Below are 19176 nucleotides of genomic sequence, written 5' to 3' on the forward strand. Positions count from 1 at the left end.
CGGTGGAACCGGCGGTCACCGCCGTGCGTCCCTACTCGGTTCGCAGACCGGTCGGGTGGATCGCCGAGCGCAACGCGGGCAGCGTGCACAGCGACACCGCGAGCACGACGACCGCCGCGGCGGCGACCGTGGTGCCGACCTCGGCCCAGTCGACCCGGAACCGGCCGGACGGCGCGACCAACCACGCCGTGCCCAGCCCGATCGGGATGGCCAGGCCGACGCCGAGCGCCGCGGGGATCGCCGACTGCCACACCGCCGACGCCGCGAGGACCTTGGGCGGCACGCCGTTGGCGGCGAGCACGGCGGTCGGCCGGCGGCGTTCGAAGACCTGGTCGACGGCCGCCGCCGCCAGCCCGATCACGGCCAGCAGGGTGAGCAGCACCGATCCGCCGATGACGCCGCTGCGCAACGACGTGAACAGCTCCACCTGCCCGGCCTCGACCCCCCGGCGCAGCGTGACGCCGCGGTCGGCCCGCCCGGTGGCGGCCAGCAGGCGGTCGCCGAACGACTCGTCCGGGTCGCCGCGCACGACCAGCTCGTGCGGCTGCGCGGCGGCCAGCACCGGGTCGGCCCCGCCGGCCACGACCAGCCCGGTCAGCCCGGTCGACTCGGGCACCGAGCCCGCCGCCAGCTCCCGGTACGGCGGCACGACCCACCGCTGCCCGTCCAGGGTCAGCGCCGTCCCCGGCTCCGGCCCGGGGCCGAGCAGGTAGGCGGAGCCGTTCACGCAGTCGTCGACGTCGAGGCGTTCGGCGATCTCCGCGCAGTCGGTGCTGGTGATGGCCGTGCCGCCGGCGAACTGCGAGCGCACCTCGCTGACCTGCCGCACCCCGCCGACCAGCGCGATCGCCTCCTCCAGCGCCCGCACCCCGGTGCGGGCGGGCAGGTCGAGCACCCAGCGGTCCGGCGTGTCCGACGGCGGCGCGGCGGTGAACTGGGCCGCGACGCCGAGCAGCACCTGGAGCGTCAGCGAACCGGTCAGCACCACGACCACGCCGGACAGCACGCGTGGCGTGCCCGCGTCGAAGCGCAGGGTGCGCAGGGCGAGCAGCGGCGCGACGCCGTCCGGTTCGAGGCGGTGCGCGACCTCGCCGACCAGCCACGGCAGCACCGCGCCGGTGCCCGCGAGGACCAGCGCGATGCCCAGCCCGAGGCCGACCGCGAGACCGGTGTCGGCGGTGAGCTGCCAGTAGCCGCCGATCGCCGAGACGGCCACGACCAGCGCGCCGCCGACGCCGATCAGCCCGAACCGCCACCACACCCGGCGGCGCGGCAGCACGACGGCGCGGTCGAGGCCGAGCGGGCCGACGTCCTCGGTCCGCAGGGCGAGCAGGGCCGACACCACGGCGACCACCGGCACGCCGACGGCGATCAGGGCGCCGAGGAGCGGGTCGGGCAGCAGGTCGGTGGGGAAGAAGCCGACGCCCTCGACCTCGATGAACCGGGCCAGCGGCCGGGCCGCGAAGAACAGCGCCACGCCGACGAGCAGCCCGAGCACGGCGCCGGTCAGCGTCTCGCCGCTGGCGATCCAGCGCAGCTGCGCGCGGGACGCGCCGACCAGCCGGATCGCGGCCAGCCGCTGACCGCGACCGGTCGCGCCGAGGCGGGTGGCGACCAGGATGAAGATGCCGAGCGGCACGAGCAGCGCGGTGATCGCGGTGACCACCAGCAGCCGGTAGATCGGCGACAGGGTGACGGGCGACCGGTCGCTGCCGAACCCGGCGGCCGGGTAGGCGCTGTCCAGGTGGGCGTCGGCCAGCCCGGCGTAGAAGATCAGCGACTTCGGCCGGGGCAGGCCGGCGTCGGCGATCACGCCGACGACCCGCTCCGGGAAGCGGGCGCGGACGGAGTCGTCGGTGCGCATCAGGTCGAGCAGTTCGGGCGAGACGACCAGCTCGCCGGGGCGGGGCAGGCGGCCGACGCCGGGCGGCGCGGGCGCGTCGTCGCCGGTGGCGGCCAGCTCCACGCCGGTGATGAGCCGCCCCTGCCAGGACACGCTGACGTTGCGGGCCTTGAGGGTCGCGCCCTCCTCGGTCGAGTGCGGGGCAGCGGCCTGGACGCGCTGGGTCTTGGCCTCCCGGGCCGGGCCGACGGACGCGGCCAGCAGCAGCACGGTGACGCCGAGGCCCACGCCGGCGGCGGTGAGCGCCAACCTGGTCCACGACGTCCGGCTGCCCCCGACGGCCAGCCGGATGCCGAGGACCAGGTCGGCGGCCCACCTCATCGGAGCGCTCCCCGAGCGCCCCGGCCGTGCGGGTGGTGGCACTGGTGCGGAAATGGGGTCACACCTCTTCAGACGCCCTGAGGGCCGGTGACGTGGCTTCGGTGGTCCGGTCCGGCGTCGCCGACCCGTGATCGGACGGCGACGCCGGCGCCGCGGTGGGACGGCGACGCCGGCGTCGCGGCTACTCGGAACGCAGGCCGAGCGCGCCCGTCGCCCGTCGCAGGGACGGCAGCGACAGGGCGGTCACCACGACGACCATCAGGGCCGCCGCGCCGCTGAGCACCGCGATGCCCTGCCAGTCCAGCACGATCGACTCGGAGATGATCCGCAGCAGCAGGGCCGCCAGCGCGGTGCCGACGGCCAGCGCCACCACGAGCGCCAGGAGCAGCGGAACCGCGTTCTGCCACAGCAGCGACCGGCTCAGCGCGCCGCGCGGCACACCGCTCGCCGCGAGCACCGCGAACGGCCGCCTGCGCTCGCGGACCTGTTCCAGCGCCAGCACCAGCAGGCTCGCGCCGGCCAGCAGCAGCGTGATGAGCGAGCCCGCCATGAGCGCCTGGCGGATGCTCTGGAACTCCTTGGCCCGCTCGGAGAGGTCGATCGCGCCGTAGTAGTACGTGTAGGTGCGCCAGGTCATCGGCGCCACCGCGTTGCGGACGTGCTCGGTGATGTCCGGCACGCCCCGGTCGACCTCCACCAGCACCGAGGCGTGGTCCGGCTGGACCGGCAGGTCCCGCACCACCGACGGCGTCACCAGCAGGCCGGGTCGCGAGCCCGGTGACGAGTCGGCGGCGCCGAGCGCGGTGAACCCGGGAACCGTCCACTTGAGACTCGGCTCCTCGTCGGACTGGTTCGCGAACACCACGACCTGCTGACCCGGTCGCAGATCCTTCGCCTCGCCGCCCTGCGCGGGGTCGGGCGCGACGTAGAACGAGTCGCCGTCCTGGCAGCTCGGCAGCGCCACCCGCGTCCGCAGCGCGTCGCAGTCGCCGATCGTCGCCGAGTGGTACTCCTGCGGGCCGACCATGAACGACAGGCTCCGCGTCGAGTGCACCCCCTCCACGCCGGGAGTCCGCGCCAGCAGGCCCATGGTGCGCTCGGTCGCCTCGGGCGACGCGTCCTGCACGCTGATCATGACCCGGTCCCGGTCGACCTCCGACGTCGGCCGGTCCATGACCTGGCTCGCCGCGCTGGCCATCACCGACTGCAGCGCGATCCCGCCCGCCAGCACCACGGCCACGCCACCGACCACGCGGGCGGCGGTGCCGCTCTCCAGCTGGAGCCTGCGGATCGCCAGCTGCCACGACGGCGGGCCGCCGCGCAGCCGGCCGACCGACCGCTCCACCACCCACGGCAGCAGCACCGGGATGCCGAGCAGCAGCAGGATGATCCCGCCGATGACGACCTCGTCCGACCCGCGGACCTCGTCACCGCCGAACGCGCCCGCCTGGGTCAGCAGGGCCGCCCCGCCGAGCACGATCGGCACCATCCGCCACCACAGCACCCGCCGCACCGGCTTGGTCCGGCGCACCACGCCCAGCGGCTCGACCACCGTGCGCCGCATCGCGACCAGCGACGTCAGCACCGCCAGGACCGGCACCAGCACGACGATCACCACGGCCAGCGGCGGCGACGGCGTCAGGTCGGCGGCGAACACGCTGAGCCGCAGGAGCTGGACCTCCTCCACGAACAGCCGGGCGACGAAGAACACCGCCCCGCCGACGGCCAGCCCGACGAACGCGCCGAGCAGCGCCTCGCCCGCGGCGATCCGCCGCACCCGCTGCGCGCCCGCGCCGACCAGCCGCAGCGCCGCCAGCCTGCGGTCCCGCTCGGCGCCCGCCAGCCTCGTGCTGATGCCGACGAACACCAGCACCGGGAACAGCAGCGCGACCACGCCGACGATGATCAGCAGCGACAGCAGCGGGTCGATCGAGCGGTCCTGCACCGCGCCACCGAACCCGATGACCACGTCGCCGCTCTCGCCGCGCACGGAGGCGTCGCCGGCGTAGAACTGCAGGTCGTTCGGCGCGTTCTGACCGGCCCGGGTGATGGCGCCGACCACCTCCTGCGGGAACCGGGCCCGCAGCAGCTCGCCCTCCGGCGACGCCAGCAGCTCCGCCAGCGCGGGCGAGAGGAAGATCTCGCCGTCGCCGGGCACCCTCGACAGGCCCGGCGGCACCGGCGGGTTCACCCCGGTGGGGTTGACGAAGTAGCCGGAGACCGTGTGGCCGCGGTAGTCCGAGGTCCAGTCGATCCGGTGCAGCGCGTTGTCGGAGTCCCGGTCGCCCAGCACCGGCTGGCCGGCGGCCTGCCGCTCAGCGCGCTCGGACAGCACCGTCGGCATCGAGGACGCGGCCAGCAGCACGGCCACCCCGATGCCGATGCCCGCGCCGGTCAGCGCGAGCCGGACCCACGAGGTGCGACCGCCGCCGATCGCCAGCCGGACGCCGAGGGCGAGGTCGGAGAACCACCGCGTCACGTGACCGGCTCCATCTCGCGGGACCGGCCGTCGCGGACCACGACCTCGCGGTCGGAGTAGGCGGCCACCCGCGCCTCGTGCGTCACCAGCACCACGGCCGCGTTGGTCTCCTTCGCCGCGGTGACCAGCAGCTGCATCACCCGCTCGCCGTTGAGCGAGTCCAGCGCGCCCGTCGGCTCGTCGGCGAACACCACCCGCGGCCCGGTGACCAGGGCGCGGGCCACGGCGACCCGCTGGCCCTGGCCGCCGGAGGTCTCGCCGGGCCGCTTGTCCGCGACGTCGGCCACCTCCAGCCGCTCCAGCCACTCGCGGGCGCGGGACTCGGCGGCCTTGCGCTTGACCGAGCCCAGGCGCAGCGGCAGGGCGACGTTCTCCAGGCAGCTCAGCTCGGGCACCAGCTGGCCGAACTGGAACACGAACCCGAAGTCGGTGCGCCGCAGCTCGCTGCGCGGGCCGTCGCCCATCGCGCTCAGCTCGACGTCCCGGTAGCGCACGGCGCCCCGGTCCGGCGTGAGGATGCCCGCCAGGCAGTGCAGCAGGGTGGACTTGCCGGAGCCGGACGGCCCCATCACGGCCACCACCTCGCCCGCGCGCACGGCCAGGCCCGCGCCGTCCAGGGCGGGCGTCGGGCCGAACGACTTGTGCAGGTCGACGGCCTCCAGCAGGGGCCGGGCCGGTTGCTGGTCGTTCATCGGGTCACCGCCGTCTTCAGCTGGCCGAGGCGCGCGGCGGTGAGCTCCAGCCAGCGCAGGTCGGCTTCGAGGTGGAACAGGGCGTGGTCGCAGATGAGCTGGTCGGCGAGGTCGCCACCGGCCTTGCGCTTGGTCAGCTCGCGCATCGTGGCCAGGTGGGCGGCGCGCTGGACGTCCAGCACGTCGTCGGCGCTGCGACCGGACAGCAGGGCCAGCACGACCTTCGCGTAGAGGGTGTTCTGCAGGTAGGGCTCCGGCTTCTCCGCCGTGCCCAGCCACCCCTCCACGTCCGTCACGCCCGCGTCGGTGATCGCGTAGCGCTTGCGCTCCGGGCCGTCGCCCGCCTCCACGCCCGCCTCCTCCACGAGGCCGTTGCGGAGCAGGCGCGAGAGCGTGGTGTAGACCTGCCCGTAGTGCAGCGGCCGGTCGTGGCCGAAGCGCTCGTCGTAGGCCCTCTTGAGGTCGTAACCGTGCCGTGGACCTCTTTCGAGCAGGCCCAGCAGGGTGTGTCCGATCGACATGCGAGCGACTATACACACGAGGTATACACACAGTTCATAGACCGATCGGGCTAGCGCGGGCACTCGTCCGAACGGGCAGGTGGGCTAACCGGTCACGACGGATTGACGGTTACTTCGCCACATCGCGACCCTCCGACGCCTACAGTGGAGGGGTGACTGGTCTGGCGGCCGGCTGGGACCACGCGGCTTTCACGCAGGGTCGAGCCGGCGATGCGGAACACGATGTGGAGCTGCTGCTCGCTTTCCTGAACACCCGAGACCTCGAACTCGGCACGGACGTCCTGGACAGCGCCGCCGCCTGGCGCGCGTGGGTGACCGAGCGCGGCCTAGGCCGGGCGGGTGACCCGGAAGAGGTCCGCGCCGCCCGCGCGTCGCTGCGGGCCTCGCTGGGTGAACGGCACGACGGACCCGATCCCACCCCCGCCGCGGCGGGCCTGGTCCGCGTCGACCTCAGCCACGGCGTGCCGACGATGTCCAGCACCGACGCGCTCGGCGCGGTGCTCGGCGCGGCGGCCCGGCTGGCGGTGCTCGGGTCGTGGGAGCGGTTCAAGATCTGCCAGGCGGACGACTGCCGCTGGGCCTTCTTCGACCGCTCGCGCAACCGCTCGCGCACCTGGTGCTCGATGCAGACGTGCGGCAACCGGGAGAAGGCGCGCAACTGGCGGGAGCGCCGCGCCCTCAGCGTGTCCTGAGCGCCGCCCGGCTCAGGTCAGCACCTGGCCGACGGTGTAGATCACCAGGCCCGCGAGCGCGCCCACCACCGTGCCGTTGATGCGGATGAACTGCAGGTCGCGGCCGACCTGCAGCTCGATCTTGCGCGAGGTCTCCTCGGCGTCCCAGCGCTCGACGGTGTCGGTGATCAGCGTGGTGATCTCGTCGCGGTAGTTGGTCACCACGTACCCCGCCGCGCCCTCCAGCCACCCGTCGACCTTCGCGCGCATCGACTCGTCCTCGACCAGCCGCCTGCCGAACGACACCAGCCCCTCGCGGACCCGCCTGCGCAGCTCCGACGACGGGTCCTCGGCCGCGTCGAGCAGCATCTTCTTCGCCGTGCCCCACGCCGACCCGATGAGCCGCTGCACGTCCGGGTGCGTCACGATCTGCTGCTTGACCTGGTCGGCCCGCTGCATGGTCGCCGGGTCGGTGCGCAGGTCCTCGGAGAACTCGATCAGGAACTGGTCCACCGCCAGCCGCATCGGGTGGTTGCCGTCGGTCTTGACCGCCCACGCGAAGTTCAGCAGCTCGTTGTAGACCTTGTCGCCGAGCATCGAGTCCACGAACTTCGGCGACCACGACGGCGCGCGGTCCGACACCACGCCCATCACCCGCTCGTAGTTGTCCCGCACCCAGTCGTAGGCCCGGTCGCACATCAGGTCGACGAGCTTGTGGTGCGCGCCGTCGGTGAGCACCTGCCCGAGCAGCTTGCCCAGCGGCGGGCCCCACGGCTGGTCCACCAGCCGCCGCACGATCGCCTGCTCGACCACGGCCTGCACGTCGTCGTCCCGCAGCACGGTGACCGCGCCCTTGACCACGTTGGCCACCTCGGACGTCACCCGCTCGGCGTGCTCCGGCTCGGAGACCCACTCGCCGAGCCGCCGCCCGATGCCGGCCCGGCGCAGCTTGTCCCGCACCACCGCCTCGGACAGGAAGTTCGTCCCGACGAACGACCCGAGCGCGTCGCCGAAGGTGTCCTTGCGGGTCGGGATGATCGCCGTGTGCGGGATCGGCAGGCCCAGCGGCCTGCGGAACAGCGCGGTCACGGCGAACCAGTCGGCGATCGCGCCGACCATGCCCGCCTCGGCCGCCGCGCGGACGTACCCGACCCACGCCGGGCCGCCGTCCTCGAACAGCAGCGCGATGACGAAGATCAGGGTCGCGGCCAGGAAGAAGCCGGTCGCCACGAGCTTCATCCGGCGCAGGCCCTGGCGCTTGAGCTGGTCAGCGGGGGTCAGTTGCTCCACGTGGCCATTGTCCGTGAAGAATCGGAGTCGTGCGGGCACCAGCGCTAGTACCCAGGATGAGGCCGTTCACCTCGACGATCTTCGCGGAGATGACCGCGTTGGCCACCCGGACGGGGGCGGTCAACCTCGGCCAGGGCTTCCCGGACACCGACGGCCCGCCCGGGATGCTGGAGGTCGCCAAGGCGGCCATCGACGGCGGCCTCAACCAGTACCCGCCCGGCCCGGGCACGCCGGAGCTGCGCCAGGCGATCAGCGAGCACCGCGCGCGCTACGGCACGCACTACAACCCCGACACCGAGGTCCTGGTCACGGTCGGCGCCACCGAGGCCATCGCGGCGGCCCTGCTGGCCCTGGTCGAGCCCGGTGACGAGGTCGTGCTCATCGAGCCCTACTACGACTCGTACGCCGCGTCGGTGGCGCTGGCCGGCGCGACCCGGCGGACCGTGGGGCTGGTCGAGGAGCCGGGCACCGGGCGGCTCGGGCTGGACGTCGACGCGCTGCGCGCCGCCTTCGGGTCGCGGACCAGGGCGCTGCTGCTCAACTCGCCGCACAACCCGACCGGCACGGTGCTCACCCGCGACGAGCTGGCCGCCGTCGCCGCCCTGTGCGTCGAGCACGACGTCCTGGCGATCACCGACGAGGTGTACGAGCACCTGGTGTTCGACGGCCTGGAGCACGTGCCGCTGGCGACGTTCCCCGGCATGGCCGAGCGGACCGTCACGATCTCCGGCGCGGGCAAGTCGTTCAACTGCACGGGCTGGAAGATCGGCTGGGCGTGCGGCCCGGCCGAGCTGGTCGGCGCGGTGCGCGCGGCCAAGCAGTTCCTGACCTTCGTCGGCGGCGCGCCGTTCCAGCCCGCCGTGGCGCACGCGCTGCGCGACGAGCAGGAGTGGGTGGCCGGCCTGCGCGCGTCGCTGCAGGACAAGCGCTCGCGGCTGGCCGACGGGCTGGCCGACGCGGGCTTCGCGGTGCGGCCGAGCGAGGGCACCTACTTCATCACCGCGGACGTCCGCCCGCTCGGCTTCACCGACGGCCTCCAGCTGTGCCGGGAGCTGCCCGAGCGGATCGGCGTGGCCGGGGTGCCGGTGCAGGTGTTCACCGACCACCCCGACCGGTGGCGGCACCTGGTGCGGTTCGCGTTCTGCAAGCGCGACGAGGTGCTGGACGAGGCGATCCACCGGCTGCGCCGGCTAAGCGTCTGACGTCACCCGGGTCGGGCGCTCACCCGCCAGCCGGTCCTGCACCAGCGCGTGCCGGAACTGGTAGGCGGAGCCCGCCTGGCGCAGCACGCCGAGCTTGCGCGCGTCCTCCAGGAACACCATCAGCTCCCACGGCAGCTTGCCGCGCGCGGCCAGCCAGATCCGCGCCACGGTGAACCACCACCAGCGCAGGTGCAGCACGGACAGCGTGAAGCCGAGCAGCAGCCCGCAGGCCAGGCCGAGCCCGACCATGCCCGACTGGGTCGGCCCGAACACCAGGCCCGCGGCCGCGCCGAACACCACGGCCAGCACCAGCGACCCGGTCCACACCGCGATCCGGTCCCGCGCCATGGTCCACTTCGGACTGGACGGGTGGGTCAGCTCGGCGCTGCCCGCCAGCCCGAACCGCAGCGCCACCGCCACCGCGATGCCCAGGCCGACGACCAGGCCCGCGTCCAGCCCGTACAGCGCGCCGAACACCAGGCCCGCCGCCGTGCCGAGGACGCCGCTGACCACGACGAGGCTGCGCCACACGCCCAGTCGCGGCTTCGGCACGCGGTGGCCGGACGCGTGCAGCGCGGCCACGGCGACCGCGAGCCCGGCGGCCAGGCCGGTGATCGGGGCCCACCTCGGCGTGCTCGCGTACGCCATCAGCCAGGCGACGCCGAACCCGCCGATCGCGCCCAGCACCACCGCGCCGAGCAGCGCCAACCACGTGCTGCCGACCGCGCGGCGCAGCTCCCACCAGCCCATCTCGCGCACGCCCCGGGCACGCATCTCGGTCGCCAGGAACGCCAGCCAGCGCGCCGCCCGCTCCCGCGGCCAGACCTGGCTCGCACCGGCCTGGTGCGCCACGCCCCGGTCGCCGAACGCGCCGTTGACCAGCATGTCCACCAGGTGGTCCTCGACGGCGACGCGGTCCGGGAACCGGACCCGGTCCAGCAGCTCGCTCGGCTCGCCGTAGCCGTAGACGACCCCCGCCAGCCACACCGCGAGCGGCGTGGACAGCGCCTCGGCCAGCCGCCCCTCCGGCTCGGCGCGCAGGTGCAGGAAGATCGGCTCCCAGCGGGCCGCCGTCACCGGGTCCGAGACCGAGCGCAGGTAGCCCGCGATCTCCTCGTGGTCCAGCGGCTGCAGCTGCACCACCTGGGCGCCCGCCACCGGGGTGCCCGCCTCGGCGAACTCGTCCGTGCGGCTGGTCAGCACCAGCGGGTGGCCGCCGGGGAACGCGCGGTTGATCCGGTCCAGCGCGTCGGCGCGCCGCTCGGCCGGGATCTGGTCCAGCCCGTCCAGCACCGGGAACACCCGGCGCTGCTCGACCAGCAGGTCGCCCGCGTAGCTGCCGTACAGCTCGGTGTTGCGCAGCGCCGGGTGGTCCTCGTAGAGCCTGCGGGTCATCCAGGTGCGGACGTCCTCGGCCTCCGGGTCCCAGGTGGACAGCGGGAGCAGGAACGGCACCGGGCCGTCGCCGGGCCGGCTGAGCAGGCCGATGGTGAGCAGCATCGCCGTCGTGCTCTTGCCCGCGCCGGGTTCGCCGAGGAACACCACGCGCGGGTTGCGCTGGAACGCGCGCAGGACGCCGTCGCTGTGCCCCGGTTCGCCGTGGACGGCGCTCCAGTGCAGGTCGAGGATGGTGTCGTCGTGCAGGCCGCGGGCCCGGCACTCCTCGTTCCACTGGGCGTGCAGGGCGCGGGCGAGGGCGGTCGCGGCGGCGGTGAGGTTGTCGTCGGTGGCCAGCCCGGCGGCCTTGCGGCGGTGCAGCCACGGGTCCAGCGCGGCGAGCAGCGCCAGGAAGCCGAGGGCGAGGCCGGACAGCCACAGGGTGGGGTCGATGCCGTAGTCGGTGACGAAGAGGCCGGCCGCGGTGAGCACGGCGGCCAGCACGCACCCCGTGAGCACGGCCCGCTGGCGGAATCTGGACACCAACGCATCATGACTGACCGGTCACGTTTGGTGGTGACGCGGCCACCCCTGTGTCGTTGCGTACGCTCGGTGACGTGATCTGTCCGAAATGCCAGGACCTGATGCGGACCATCAGCCGGGGTTCCGTGCACATCGAGCAGTGCGAGAACTGCCACGGCGTCTTCCTCGACGGCGGCGAGCTGGAACAGATCATCGCCGCCGAGCGGGCGCACTACGCGCAGCCGTACCGCCCGGAGGGCGTGCCCCTGGCCACGCCGATGATGATCCCGCCGGCTCCACCGCCGATGGCGGCCCCGCCGATGACTCCGCCGCCAATGGCCGCACCGCCGACGGCCGCCCCGACGATGGCAGCTCCGACGATGGCAGTTCCGGTCGAAGGCTCGCGGCCGGTGGAAGGAGCGACGCCGGTCGAGGGTGCTGCGCCGGGCGGGGACGCTCTGCCGGGTGAGGGTGTTGTGCCGGGCGAGAGTGCTTCGTCGGGCGAGGCTGCCGCGTCGGGCGAGGCTGCCGCGCCGGGCGAGAGTGCTTCGTCGGGTGAAGGCGCTCCGCGGGCAGGGGAGCCGGTGCCGACCGGCGGCGACCAGCCGGGTCCGCCGCCGCCGTACCAGCCACCGCCGCCCTACCAGCCGCCGCCCGGCGCCCAGGCGCCCCCGACCCACGGCGCGCCGCCGCCGTACCAGCCGCCGCCCGGCACCGCGCCCCCACCGCCGGCCGCCTACCCGCCCGGCTACCACAACCCGCACTACCCGCCCCGCAGGCGCAGCTTCCTGGAGGAACTGCTCGACTGAGCGCTCACGGCAGCGGCCACGTCAGGTCCGTGCCGTCCAGCGCGAAGTGCTGCCCGGTGGGCGTGGCGGTGAAGGAGAACTGGTGCCGCCGAGGCCGGCCCAGCGCGCGCCACCGGCGGTGGGCGGCTTCGGCGAGGTCCCAGAGCGGGCGAGGTCCGCCCTGGTCCACGACCGCGCCGCGGTGCCGCACCCACGAGCCGTCCGGGTGCGCCAGGCGGATCGGGTCGGCCGCCACCGCCACCTCGGCCAGCGCCAGCCCGGCGAAGAACTCGAACGGGCCGGCCGGGTCCAGCACCGCCCGTGACGACAGCAGCGTCGTGCGCGACGTCCCCGCCTCGGCGGTCAGCGCCGCCGCCAGCGCCCGGTCGGCCCACGCCTGCCGGTGCGCGCGCAGCGGCATGAACCGGCCGTCCTCCGGCAGCACCCGCCCGGTCGCCACGCCGTCCCGCACGGTCAACCGCACCAGGCCGGCGCCGATGGCCCGGTTGAACGTCGTCACGACCACCCCGCCGGGCGCGGTCTGCTCCAGCCACGCGACGGGCACGCGCGACACGGCGCACGTGCCGAGGACGCGGTCGTAAGGCGCGCGCGGCGGGTGACCCCGCTCACCGTCGCCGGCCACGCACGTCGGGTGGTACCCGGCGGCGGCCAGCCGGTCCCGCGCCCGCGCCAGCACGCCGGGGTCGACGTCGATCGAGGTCACCAGCCGGTCGCCGAGCACGTGGCAGAGCAGGGCGGCGTTGTAGCCGGTGCCGGTGCCGACCTCCAGCACCCGGTGGCCCGGCGCGACGGCCAGGGCCTCCAGCATGATCGCCATGATCGTCGGCATGCTCGACGAGCTGGTGGGTACCCCGGACGCGGCACCGGTGGCGAGCGCTTGCTGCCACGCCCGGTCGTCACCGCCGAGCTGGGTCACGCAGACGTCGTCGCGGTACGCCAGCGCGAGGTGGTCCGGGTGCGCGGCGGTGATCGGCCGCCAGTCGCCGTCGGGCCGCTGGACGAAGAACCCCGGCAGGAACGCGTGCCGCGGGACCTGGCGAAACGCCTCGGCCCACCGCGGGTCGCGCAGCACGCCCGCGGTCAGCAGCGACTCGGTCAGCCGGCTGCGCAGGTCCGCGGGGTCGTCCACGCGACCCACCGTAGCGCTGTGGTCGAGCACACGTGCCGATCGCTAGCAGAGCGCTTGCAACTGCTAGCACCTCCGCGTACCGTCGAATACGGATCGAGGAGGTGCCGCAAAGTTGGACAAGTCCATCGACGAGGCGGTGGCCGACCTCGGCCGCGACATCGGCGACTACATCCGCAGGCAGCGCAACACGGCGAAGATCTCGCTGCGCCAGCTCTCCAAGCTGGCCGGGGTCTCCAACCCGTACCTGAGCCAGATCGAGCGCGGGCTGCGCAAGCCGAGCGCCGAGGTGCTGCAGCAGATCGCCAAGGGCCTGCGCATCTCGGCCGAGGCGCTGTACGTCGAGGCCGGGATCCTGGAGCAGCGCGAGGGCGGCGCCCTCGCCGACGCCATCGTCACCGCACCCGACCTGACCGAGCGGCAGAAGCAGGTGCTGCTCGACGTCTACGAGTCCTTCCGGCGGGAGAACACGACCGCCGCCGGCCGAGCCGGCAACCAGACCACCCACCACACCGAGCCGGAGGAGTGAGCTCCATGCCGAACCTGCCCACCACCGAGGAACTGCGCAAGGCGGGCGAACAGGCCGTCGCCGCCGCTCGCACGCCGCTGCTCGCCGCCCTCGGCGCCGGCGACCTGGCCGCCAAGGCCGTCGTCGAGGCGCTGGGCAAGGCCCGCGAGCGCGCCGAGTCGGCGCGGACCGCGGCCGAGTCGGCCGACCTCAAGAAGGACCTGCGGGACAAGCTGGACCCCGCCGAGCTGCGCAAGGTGGTCGACGCCTACACGCAGTCCGCGCTGAACCTCTACCAGTTCCTCGCCCAGCACGGCGAGGAGGCGCTGGAGAAGTTGAAGACCCAGCCGCAGCTGCAGAAGGCGCTGCACCAGGTCGAGGAGGCCGTCGAGACCGCGCAGAAGCGCACCGAGACCGCCGCCGCCGACGCCCGCGTGCTGGCCGACGACGTGCTCGGCAAGGTGTCCCGCCGCACCCGCGCGGTCGGCGAGAAGGTCGCCGACGACGTGGACGACGCGACCGAGCGGCTGGCCGAGACCCTGGTCGAGGTCGGTGGCGACGTCGCCGCCGAGGTGCGCAGCACCACCCGCAAGGCCGCCGCGCCGCGCAAGACCGCCGCGACCAAGCCGGTGGCGGAGACCAAGCCGGCGGGCGCCCCGAAGAGCGCCACCGGCGCTCGCGCCGTCACGCCGAAGAAGCCCGCCGACAGCGGCAAGTGACCTGACCGGCACGGGGCGTCCCACGAGGGGCGCCCCGTTTCGGCTGTACCGGGACCGCGCGACGCACGTACGCTGGTGGTGTGCTGTCCCCATTCCCGCCCTTCAGTCCGCTCTACCTGGACGCCTGGGTCATGTTCGTGGCGTACTACGCCGCGCTGGTCATGGGCGTGTTCGCGTTCGCGCACGCGCTCTCCCAGCGCGCGGACGCCTACACGGCGGCCGAGCGCATGACCAAGCCCGCGTGGCTCGGCATCACCGGCGGTGGCGCGTTCGCGCTGCTGCTGTTCCACCCGTTCTCCGCGGGCGGGATCTTCTGGCTCGCCGCACTGGTCGCGGTCACGGTGTACGTGGTCGACGTCCGGCCGCGGCTGATCGAGGTCCAGCGCGGCCCCAGGTGGTGACGCACCGGGGCTTCGGCTCCGGCGCACCCGTCACGCTCGTCGGCCACGGCCTGGGCGCGACACCCGGTGAGGCACGGCTGCCCACGTCCGGCCTGCCGGGCACGCGGGTCGTGGTCACCCTCCCCTCGCACGGCGACGCCCCGGACGCGCCCGAGGGCTACTGGAACTACCGGCGGATCGCCGCCGACCTGCGCGCCGTCGCCCGCGAGACCGGCGCGACCCGGGCGATCGGCGTGTCGCTGACCGCGGGCGCGCTGCTCGCCCTGCTGGCCGACGAACCCGACGCGTTCGACCGCGTCGCCCTGCTGCTGCCCGCCGTGCTGGACGAGCCGCGGCGGGTGCTCGACCGCGAAGAGGCGATCACCGCCGTCGGCGGCCCGCCCGACTACCGGGCCGAACGGCGGCGCGCGTTCGCCCGCCTCGACGGCGCGCTGGCCGAGCTGCCCGGCCAGGTCGCGGTGCCCGACCGCGCGGCACTGGCCCGCGTCACCGCGCCGGTGCTGGTGATCGGCGCGACCCGGGACCCGCTGCACCCCGAGGACGTGGCCAAGCAGGTGGCGGCGGCCTTCCCGAACGGCAGGCTGGAGCTGGTCCCGTCGTGGGCGACCCACCGCGGTGACGTGCGCGGGTGGTTGTCCGACTTCCTGCGCGGGTAGCCGGAGGGCATGGCCGAACAGAAGAAGATCGCATTCCTGGTCGACACGGAGGGCATCGAGCAGGTCGAGCTGACCGAGCCCTGGCAGCACGTGGAGAAGGCCGGTGCGCTGCCCAGGCTGCTCGCGCCCAAGCTCGGGCAGGTGCAGGCGTTCGAGCACCTGACCCCGGCCGACAAGTTCGACGTCGACGTGCCGTTCGCGCACGCGGACCCGATGGACTACGACGGCATCGTCATCCCCGGCGGGGTGGCGAACTCCGACTTCCTGCGGATGGACCGCGACGCCGTGCGGTTCGTCCAGCAGCACGTGGCCGCGGGCAAGCCGGTCGCGGCGATCTGCCACGGGCCGTGGCTGCTGGTCGAGGCCGACGTGGTGCGCGGGAAGATGCTGACCTCGTTCCCGAGCCTGGCCACCGACATCCGCAACGCGGGCGGCGACTGGGCGGACCAGGAGGTCCGGGTCTGCGACATGGCCGGGTGGACCCTGGTCACCAGCCGCAACCCCGACGACCTGCCCGCGTTCAACCGCGAGGCGCTGAAGGCGTTCGGGCTGCAGGAACTCTGAGCCACCGGGTCCACGGGGAGGTGCACCTCCCCGTGGACCTGGCTACAGGCGGGCCAGGGCGTAGGCCGCGATGGCGTCGCGGACGTACTCGGCCAGGCCCTCGGCGTGCTCCTCCAACTGGACGCGGAACTCGGGCGAGTCGGCGTACAGCTCACCCAGGCCGGTGTAGGACTCCCGGTCGGGGGTCCAGCTCCGGGTCAGCCAGGTGTGGTGCCGGTCGGTCACCTCCAGCGCCTGCGGCGAGTCGGCCGCGACACCGGCGCGGAACACGTCGGCGTAAGCCCGGACGACCGCCTGCCACTCGGCGAGGAACCCGTCGGCGTCGGCCTTGGTCCAGCCCCGCATCCGGCGCTTGCCCTCGTCGATGCGCTCCCGCGCCCCCTCGCCGTAGCGCTCCACCAGTTCCGCCTCGTAGCGGGCCTGGCGGTCGGCGTCGAAGCCCTCGAACAGCTCTTCCATCTTCACGTGATCACCTCCTTCCAGCTCCTCGATCGTGCGGGAGACGGTCCGGGCCAGCGTCGCCAGCCGCTCCTGCTCGGCGGCCAGCCACCGCGCGTGGTTGCGCAGCACGTCGACCTCCCGGTGCCGGCCGTCCAGGACCTCGGCGACGGTGTCCAGGCCGAGCCCCAGCTCGCGCAGCAGCAGGATGCGCTGGAGCCGCAGCAGCTGCTCGCGCTCGTAGTGCCGGTAGCCGTTGCCGCCGATCCACGCCGGTGCGAGCAGGCCGATGGCGTCGTAGTGCCGCAGCGTCCGCGACGTCACCCCCGACATCCGCGCGACCTGCGCGATCGACCAGGCCATGACCGTCCTCCCTCCCGTGCTCACGACGGTAGAGGTTGACGCAGCGTCAACGTCAAGCGTGCCGGCAGGATGGTCGGCGTGTGGACCATCGCAGGAACGCTGAACCCCGTGCCCGCGCTCGACCGGCTGGACCTGGTGGCGGAACCGGTCGCCGCCGCGCTCCGGTCGTCCCCGGACGGCGCGCGGTTCGCGGTGGCGGAGATCGACCCCGCGCTGGCGGACACGGCCGAGTTCTGCGCGCACTACGGCTCGCCGCTGGAGGCGTCGGCGAACTGCGTCGTGGTCGCGGGCAAGCGCGGTGACGTGGTCCGCTACGCCGCGTGCCTGGTGCTGGCGACCACGCGGGCGGACGTGAACGGCGTGGTGCGGCGGCGGCTGGACTCGCGCAAGGCGTCGTTCGCGCCGATGGACGACGCGGTGGCGCTCAGCGGCATGGAGTACGGCGGCATCACGCCCGTCGGCCTGCCCGAGGACTGGCCCGTGCTGCTGTCGCCCGAGGTCGCGACCGCGCCGGAACTGGTGATCGGCAGCGGCGTCCGGGGCAGCAAGCTGCTGGTGCCCGGCGAGGTGCTGGCGAAGCTGCCCGGCGCCGAGGTCGTGGAGGGCCTGGCCCTGGCCCGCTAGCGGCGGGCGCTCACCCCGCGTAGCCCCGCAGGAAGCCGACCGCCTCGTCGGTGTCGTCGGTGACCAGGATCCAGCGCTCGGCCTCCCGACCGCGGGCGAGCGTGCGCACCAGGGGAGCGGCCGGCACCTCGTTCACCCAGAAGTCCTCGCCCAGGAACACCATCGGCGCGGCCGGGCCGACCGAGCCGTAGTGGTTCTGGCAGTAGTCCTGGAAGACCTCCTGGACGGTGCCCGCGCTGCCGGGCGTGTAGATGACGCCGCCGGTGGCGACGGTCAGCAGACCCTCCTCGCGGACCGAGTTGGCGAAGTACTTGGCGTGCAGCTCGCACGCCGGGTTCGGCGGCTCGTGGCCGTAGAACCAGGTCGGGATGCCGATCGTGCGCACCCGGTCGTGCGTCGGCAGGTCGGTGGGGCAGGCGGCGATCCAGCGCCCGATGGACTCCGCGTCGTGGCCGAACCCCGGGGCCCTGGCCAGGTCCTTCAGCGTCGGCTCGTCCACGCCGATCCGCACGCCCAGCGGCACGGCCTCCATCACGCCCGGCCCGCCGCCGGTCAGCACGGTGAACCCGGCCTCGCCGAGCGCCGCGCCCAGCCCCACCGCCCGCCGGTAGCCGTCGGTGTCCCGGCCCAGCGCGTGCCCGCCCATCACCGCGACCGGCCGCTCGGCCAGCGCGTCCGCCAGCGCCTCGGTGATCGCGTGGTCGTGCAGCCGCTCGGCCAGGGCGTGCAGCGGGTCCGGGTTGTGGCCCCGCGCCCGGCTGTGCCGGTAGATCAGGGCGTCCGGGGTGTCGGCGTAGGTGACCGGGTCGGCCGGGTCGAACCCGGCGAACAGCTCGCCCGGCGTGTACAGCCGCGACCGGTACACGTCGTAGGGCAGGTCGGGGATCGCCGGGAACACCAGCGCCCCGGCCGCCGCCGCCCGCCGCTGGCCGACGGGGGAGAGCGCGCAGCCGAGGAACAGCGCGCCGTCCACCGGCACGCGCAGCTCCTCGTCGCTCAGGTCGAGCCCGACGAGCACGGCGTCCCGCAGGTCCGTCGCCGCTCGCACCTGGTGGATGTCGGTGTACTCCGTGCGCACCGGCGCAGCCTACGACCCCGGCCGGTCAGAAGATGACGGTCTGGTTCCCGTGCACGAGGACCCGGTCCTCCAGGTGCCACCGCAGACCGCGCGCCAGCACCACCTTCTCGATGTCACGACCCTTGCGCACCATGTCGTTGATCGAGTCGGTGTGGTCCACCCGGATCACGTCCTGCTCCACGATGGGGCCCTGGTCGAGTTCCGCGGTGACGTAGTGGCAGGTCGCGCCGACCAGCTTCACGCCGCGGCTGTGCGCCTGGTGGTACGGCCGCGCCCCGATGAACGACGGCAGGAAGCTGTGGTGGATGTTCAGCGCCCGCCCGGCCCAGTCCGCGCACAGCTCGGCGGGCAGGATCTGCATGAACCGCGCCAGCACCACCGCGTGCGGCCGCTGCGCGTCGACCAGCTGGCGCAGCTGCGCGAACGCCGCCGACTTGCCCTCCGGGTCGTTCACCGGGAACGGCAGGTGGTGGAACGGGATGCCGTGCGCCCTGGTGATCCCGGCCAGGTCGGCGTGGTTGCCGATCACCGCCGACACGTCCACGTCCAGCTCGCGCGAGGCCACCCGGCCCAGCAGGTCGTACAGGCAGTGCCCCTCCCTGGACACCAGGATCACCACGCGCCGCCGCTCGCCGGAGTCGGTCACCCGCCACGCGCCGGGGTGCGCGCCCAGCTCGCGGGCCACCTCGGCGAACCGCGACCGCAGCTCCTCGACGTCGAACGGCAGCGAGTCGGCCCGCACCTCCTGGCGGGTGAAGAACCAGTTGGTGGCCGGGTCGGTGTGGTAGGCCGCCTCCACGATCCAGCCACCGTGCTCGGCCAGGAACGAGGAGATCCTGGCCACGATGCCGGTCCGGTCCGGGCAGCCGAAGGTGATCACGTAGCGTCGTTCAGGCAGGGGCACGACGCGAA

The 19176-nt window shown here is 74.1% G+C and carries 19 protein-coding genes; 9 read left to right on the forward strand and 10 right to left on the reverse strand.

Features of this window, described 5'->3' with window-relative positions; translation table 11 throughout:
- Positions 1-31: 31 nt before the first annotated feature.
- From AB0F89_RS09080 to AB0F89_RS09095, 4 genes are all read right to left on the reverse strand, one after another.
- On the reverse strand, positions 32-2224 hold the full coding sequence (locus AB0F89_RS09080; protein ID WP_367134491.1) for an FtsX-like permease family protein: 2193 nt from the start codon (positions 2222-2224) through the stop codon (positions 32-34).
- 181 nt (positions 2225-2405) lie between these two features.
- Positions 2406-4703 (reverse strand): FtsX-like permease family protein, encoded by a 2298-nt coding sequence (locus AB0F89_RS09085; RefSeq protein ID WP_367134493.1) that lies wholly within the window; start codon positions 4701-4703, stop codon positions 2406-2408.
- Positions 4700-5395, reverse strand: a complete 696-nt coding sequence (locus tag AB0F89_RS09090; RefSeq protein WP_367134495.1) for an ABC transporter ATP-binding protein — start codon at positions 5393-5395, stop codon at positions 4700-4702. The genes AB0F89_RS09085 and AB0F89_RS09090 overlap by 4 nt, the downstream gene beginning before the upstream one ends.
- Positions 5392-5916, reverse strand: coding sequence for a PadR family transcriptional regulator (locus AB0F89_RS09095; RefSeq protein ID WP_367134497.1), 525 nt, complete (start codon positions 5914-5916; stop codon positions 5392-5394). Before AB0F89_RS09095 ends, AB0F89_RS09090 begins: the two co-directional genes overlap by 4 nt.
- A gap of 152 nt (positions 5917-6068) precedes the next feature.
- Here AB0F89_RS09095 and AB0F89_RS09100 point away from each other — a divergent pair, with 152 nt between their 5' ends.
- On the forward strand, positions 6069-6608 hold the full coding sequence (locus tag AB0F89_RS09100) for a CGNR zinc finger domain-containing protein (RefSeq protein WP_367134499.1): 540 nt from the start codon (positions 6069-6071) through the stop codon (positions 6606-6608).
- A gap of 12 nt (positions 6609-6620) precedes the next feature.
- On the opposite strand, the gene AB0F89_RS09105 is transcribed toward AB0F89_RS09100, so the two are convergent.
- Positions 6621-7826, reverse strand: coding sequence for a DUF445 domain-containing protein (locus tag AB0F89_RS09105; protein WP_367138792.1), 1206 nt, complete (start codon positions 7824-7826; stop codon positions 6621-6623).
- 80 nt (positions 7827-7906) lie between these two features.
- Between AB0F89_RS09105 and AB0F89_RS09110 the strand changes: the two genes are divergently transcribed.
- Complete coding sequence (locus tag AB0F89_RS09110) at positions 7907-9079, forward strand: pyridoxal phosphate-dependent aminotransferase (protein ID WP_367134501.1); 1173 nt, start codon at positions 7907-7909, stop codon at positions 9077-9079.
- Here the strand turns inward: AB0F89_RS09110 and AB0F89_RS09115 are convergent.
- Positions 9068-10999, reverse strand: coding sequence for an NACHT domain-containing NTPase (locus tag AB0F89_RS09115; RefSeq protein ID WP_367134503.1), 1932 nt, complete (start codon positions 10997-10999; stop codon positions 9068-9070). The genes AB0F89_RS09110 and AB0F89_RS09115 overlap by 12 nt on opposite strands.
- Positions 11000-11073: 74 nt before the next feature.
- Here AB0F89_RS09115 and AB0F89_RS09120 point away from each other — a divergent pair, with 74 nt between their 5' ends.
- The gene (locus AB0F89_RS09120) at positions 11074-11787 is read left to right on the forward strand and encodes a zf-TFIIB domain-containing protein (protein WP_367134505.1); all 714 of its coding nucleotides are present in this window, start codon (positions 11074-11076) and stop codon (positions 11785-11787) included.
- 4 nt (positions 11788-11791) lie between these two features.
- On the opposite strand, the gene tgmC is transcribed toward AB0F89_RS09120, so the two are convergent.
- A complete protein-coding gene (gene tgmC, locus AB0F89_RS09125; protein ID WP_367134507.1) occupies positions 11792-12916 on the reverse strand; it encodes an ATP-grasp peptide maturase system methyltransferase in 1125 nt (374 codons plus the stop codon).
- A gap of 112 nt (positions 12917-13028) precedes the next feature.
- Between tgmC and AB0F89_RS09130 the strand changes: the two genes are divergently transcribed.
- From AB0F89_RS09130 to AB0F89_RS09150, 5 genes are all read left to right on the forward strand, one after another.
- On the forward strand, positions 13029-13442 hold the full coding sequence (locus AB0F89_RS09130; RefSeq protein ID WP_367134509.1) for a helix-turn-helix domain-containing protein: 414 nt from the start codon (positions 13029-13031) through the stop codon (positions 13440-13442).
- Between the two features lie 5 nt (positions 13443-13447).
- The gene (locus tag AB0F89_RS09135) at positions 13448-14140 is read left to right on the forward strand and encodes a hypothetical protein (protein ID WP_367134511.1); all 693 of its coding nucleotides are present in this window, start codon (positions 13448-13450) and stop codon (positions 14138-14140) included.
- An 80-nt stretch (positions 14141-14220) separates the two neighbouring features.
- Positions 14221-14541: a DUF2516 family protein gene (locus AB0F89_RS09140; protein ID WP_367134513.1), complete on the forward strand. Its 321-nt coding sequence runs from the start codon at positions 14221-14223 to the stop codon at positions 14539-14541.
- Positions 14535-15197, forward strand: coding sequence for an alpha/beta fold hydrolase (locus tag AB0F89_RS09145; protein ID WP_367134515.1), 663 nt, complete (start codon positions 14535-14537; stop codon positions 15195-15197). The genes AB0F89_RS09140 and AB0F89_RS09145 overlap by 7 nt, the downstream gene beginning before the upstream one ends.
- A 9-nt stretch (positions 15198-15206) precedes the next feature.
- Positions 15207-15761: a type 1 glutamine amidotransferase domain-containing protein gene (locus tag AB0F89_RS09150; protein ID WP_367134517.1), complete on the forward strand. Its 555-nt coding sequence runs from the start codon at positions 15207-15209 to the stop codon at positions 15759-15761.
- Between the two features lie 42 nt (positions 15762-15803).
- Here the strand turns inward: AB0F89_RS09150 and AB0F89_RS09155 are convergent, their stop codons facing one another.
- Positions 15804-16562 carry a TipAS antibiotic-recognition domain-containing protein gene (locus AB0F89_RS09155; protein WP_367134519.1) on the reverse strand — a complete coding sequence of 253 codons (759 nt, stop codon included), beginning with the start codon at positions 16560-16562 and terminating at the stop codon, positions 15804-15806.
- 69 nt (positions 16563-16631) lie between these two features.
- Between AB0F89_RS09155 and AB0F89_RS09160 the strand changes: the two genes are divergently transcribed.
- Entirely contained in the window at positions 16632-17186 is a 555-nt protein-coding gene (locus tag AB0F89_RS09160; protein WP_367134521.1) for a YbaK/EbsC family protein, read from the forward strand.
- Between the two features lie 10 nt (positions 17187-17196).
- Here AB0F89_RS09160 and AB0F89_RS09165 read toward each other — a convergent pair whose 3' ends face one another.
- Together AB0F89_RS09165 and purU are read right to left on the reverse strand one after the other, a co-directional pair.
- The gene (locus tag AB0F89_RS09165; RefSeq protein ID WP_367134523.1) at positions 17197-18264 is read right to left on the reverse strand and encodes an LOG family protein; all 1068 of its coding nucleotides are present in this window, start codon (positions 18262-18264) and stop codon (positions 17197-17199) included.
- Between the two features lie 25 nt (positions 18265-18289).
- On the reverse strand, positions 18290-19168 hold the full coding sequence (purU, locus tag AB0F89_RS09170) for a formyltetrahydrofolate deformylase (protein WP_367134525.1): 879 nt from the start codon (positions 19166-19168) through the stop codon (positions 18290-18292).
- Positions 19169-19176 lie beyond the last annotated feature (8 nt).

The organism is Saccharothrix sp. HUAS TT1, assembly GCF_040744945.1.
Classification (GTDB): domain Bacteria; phylum Actinomycetota; class Actinomycetes; order Mycobacteriales; family Pseudonocardiaceae; genus Actinosynnema.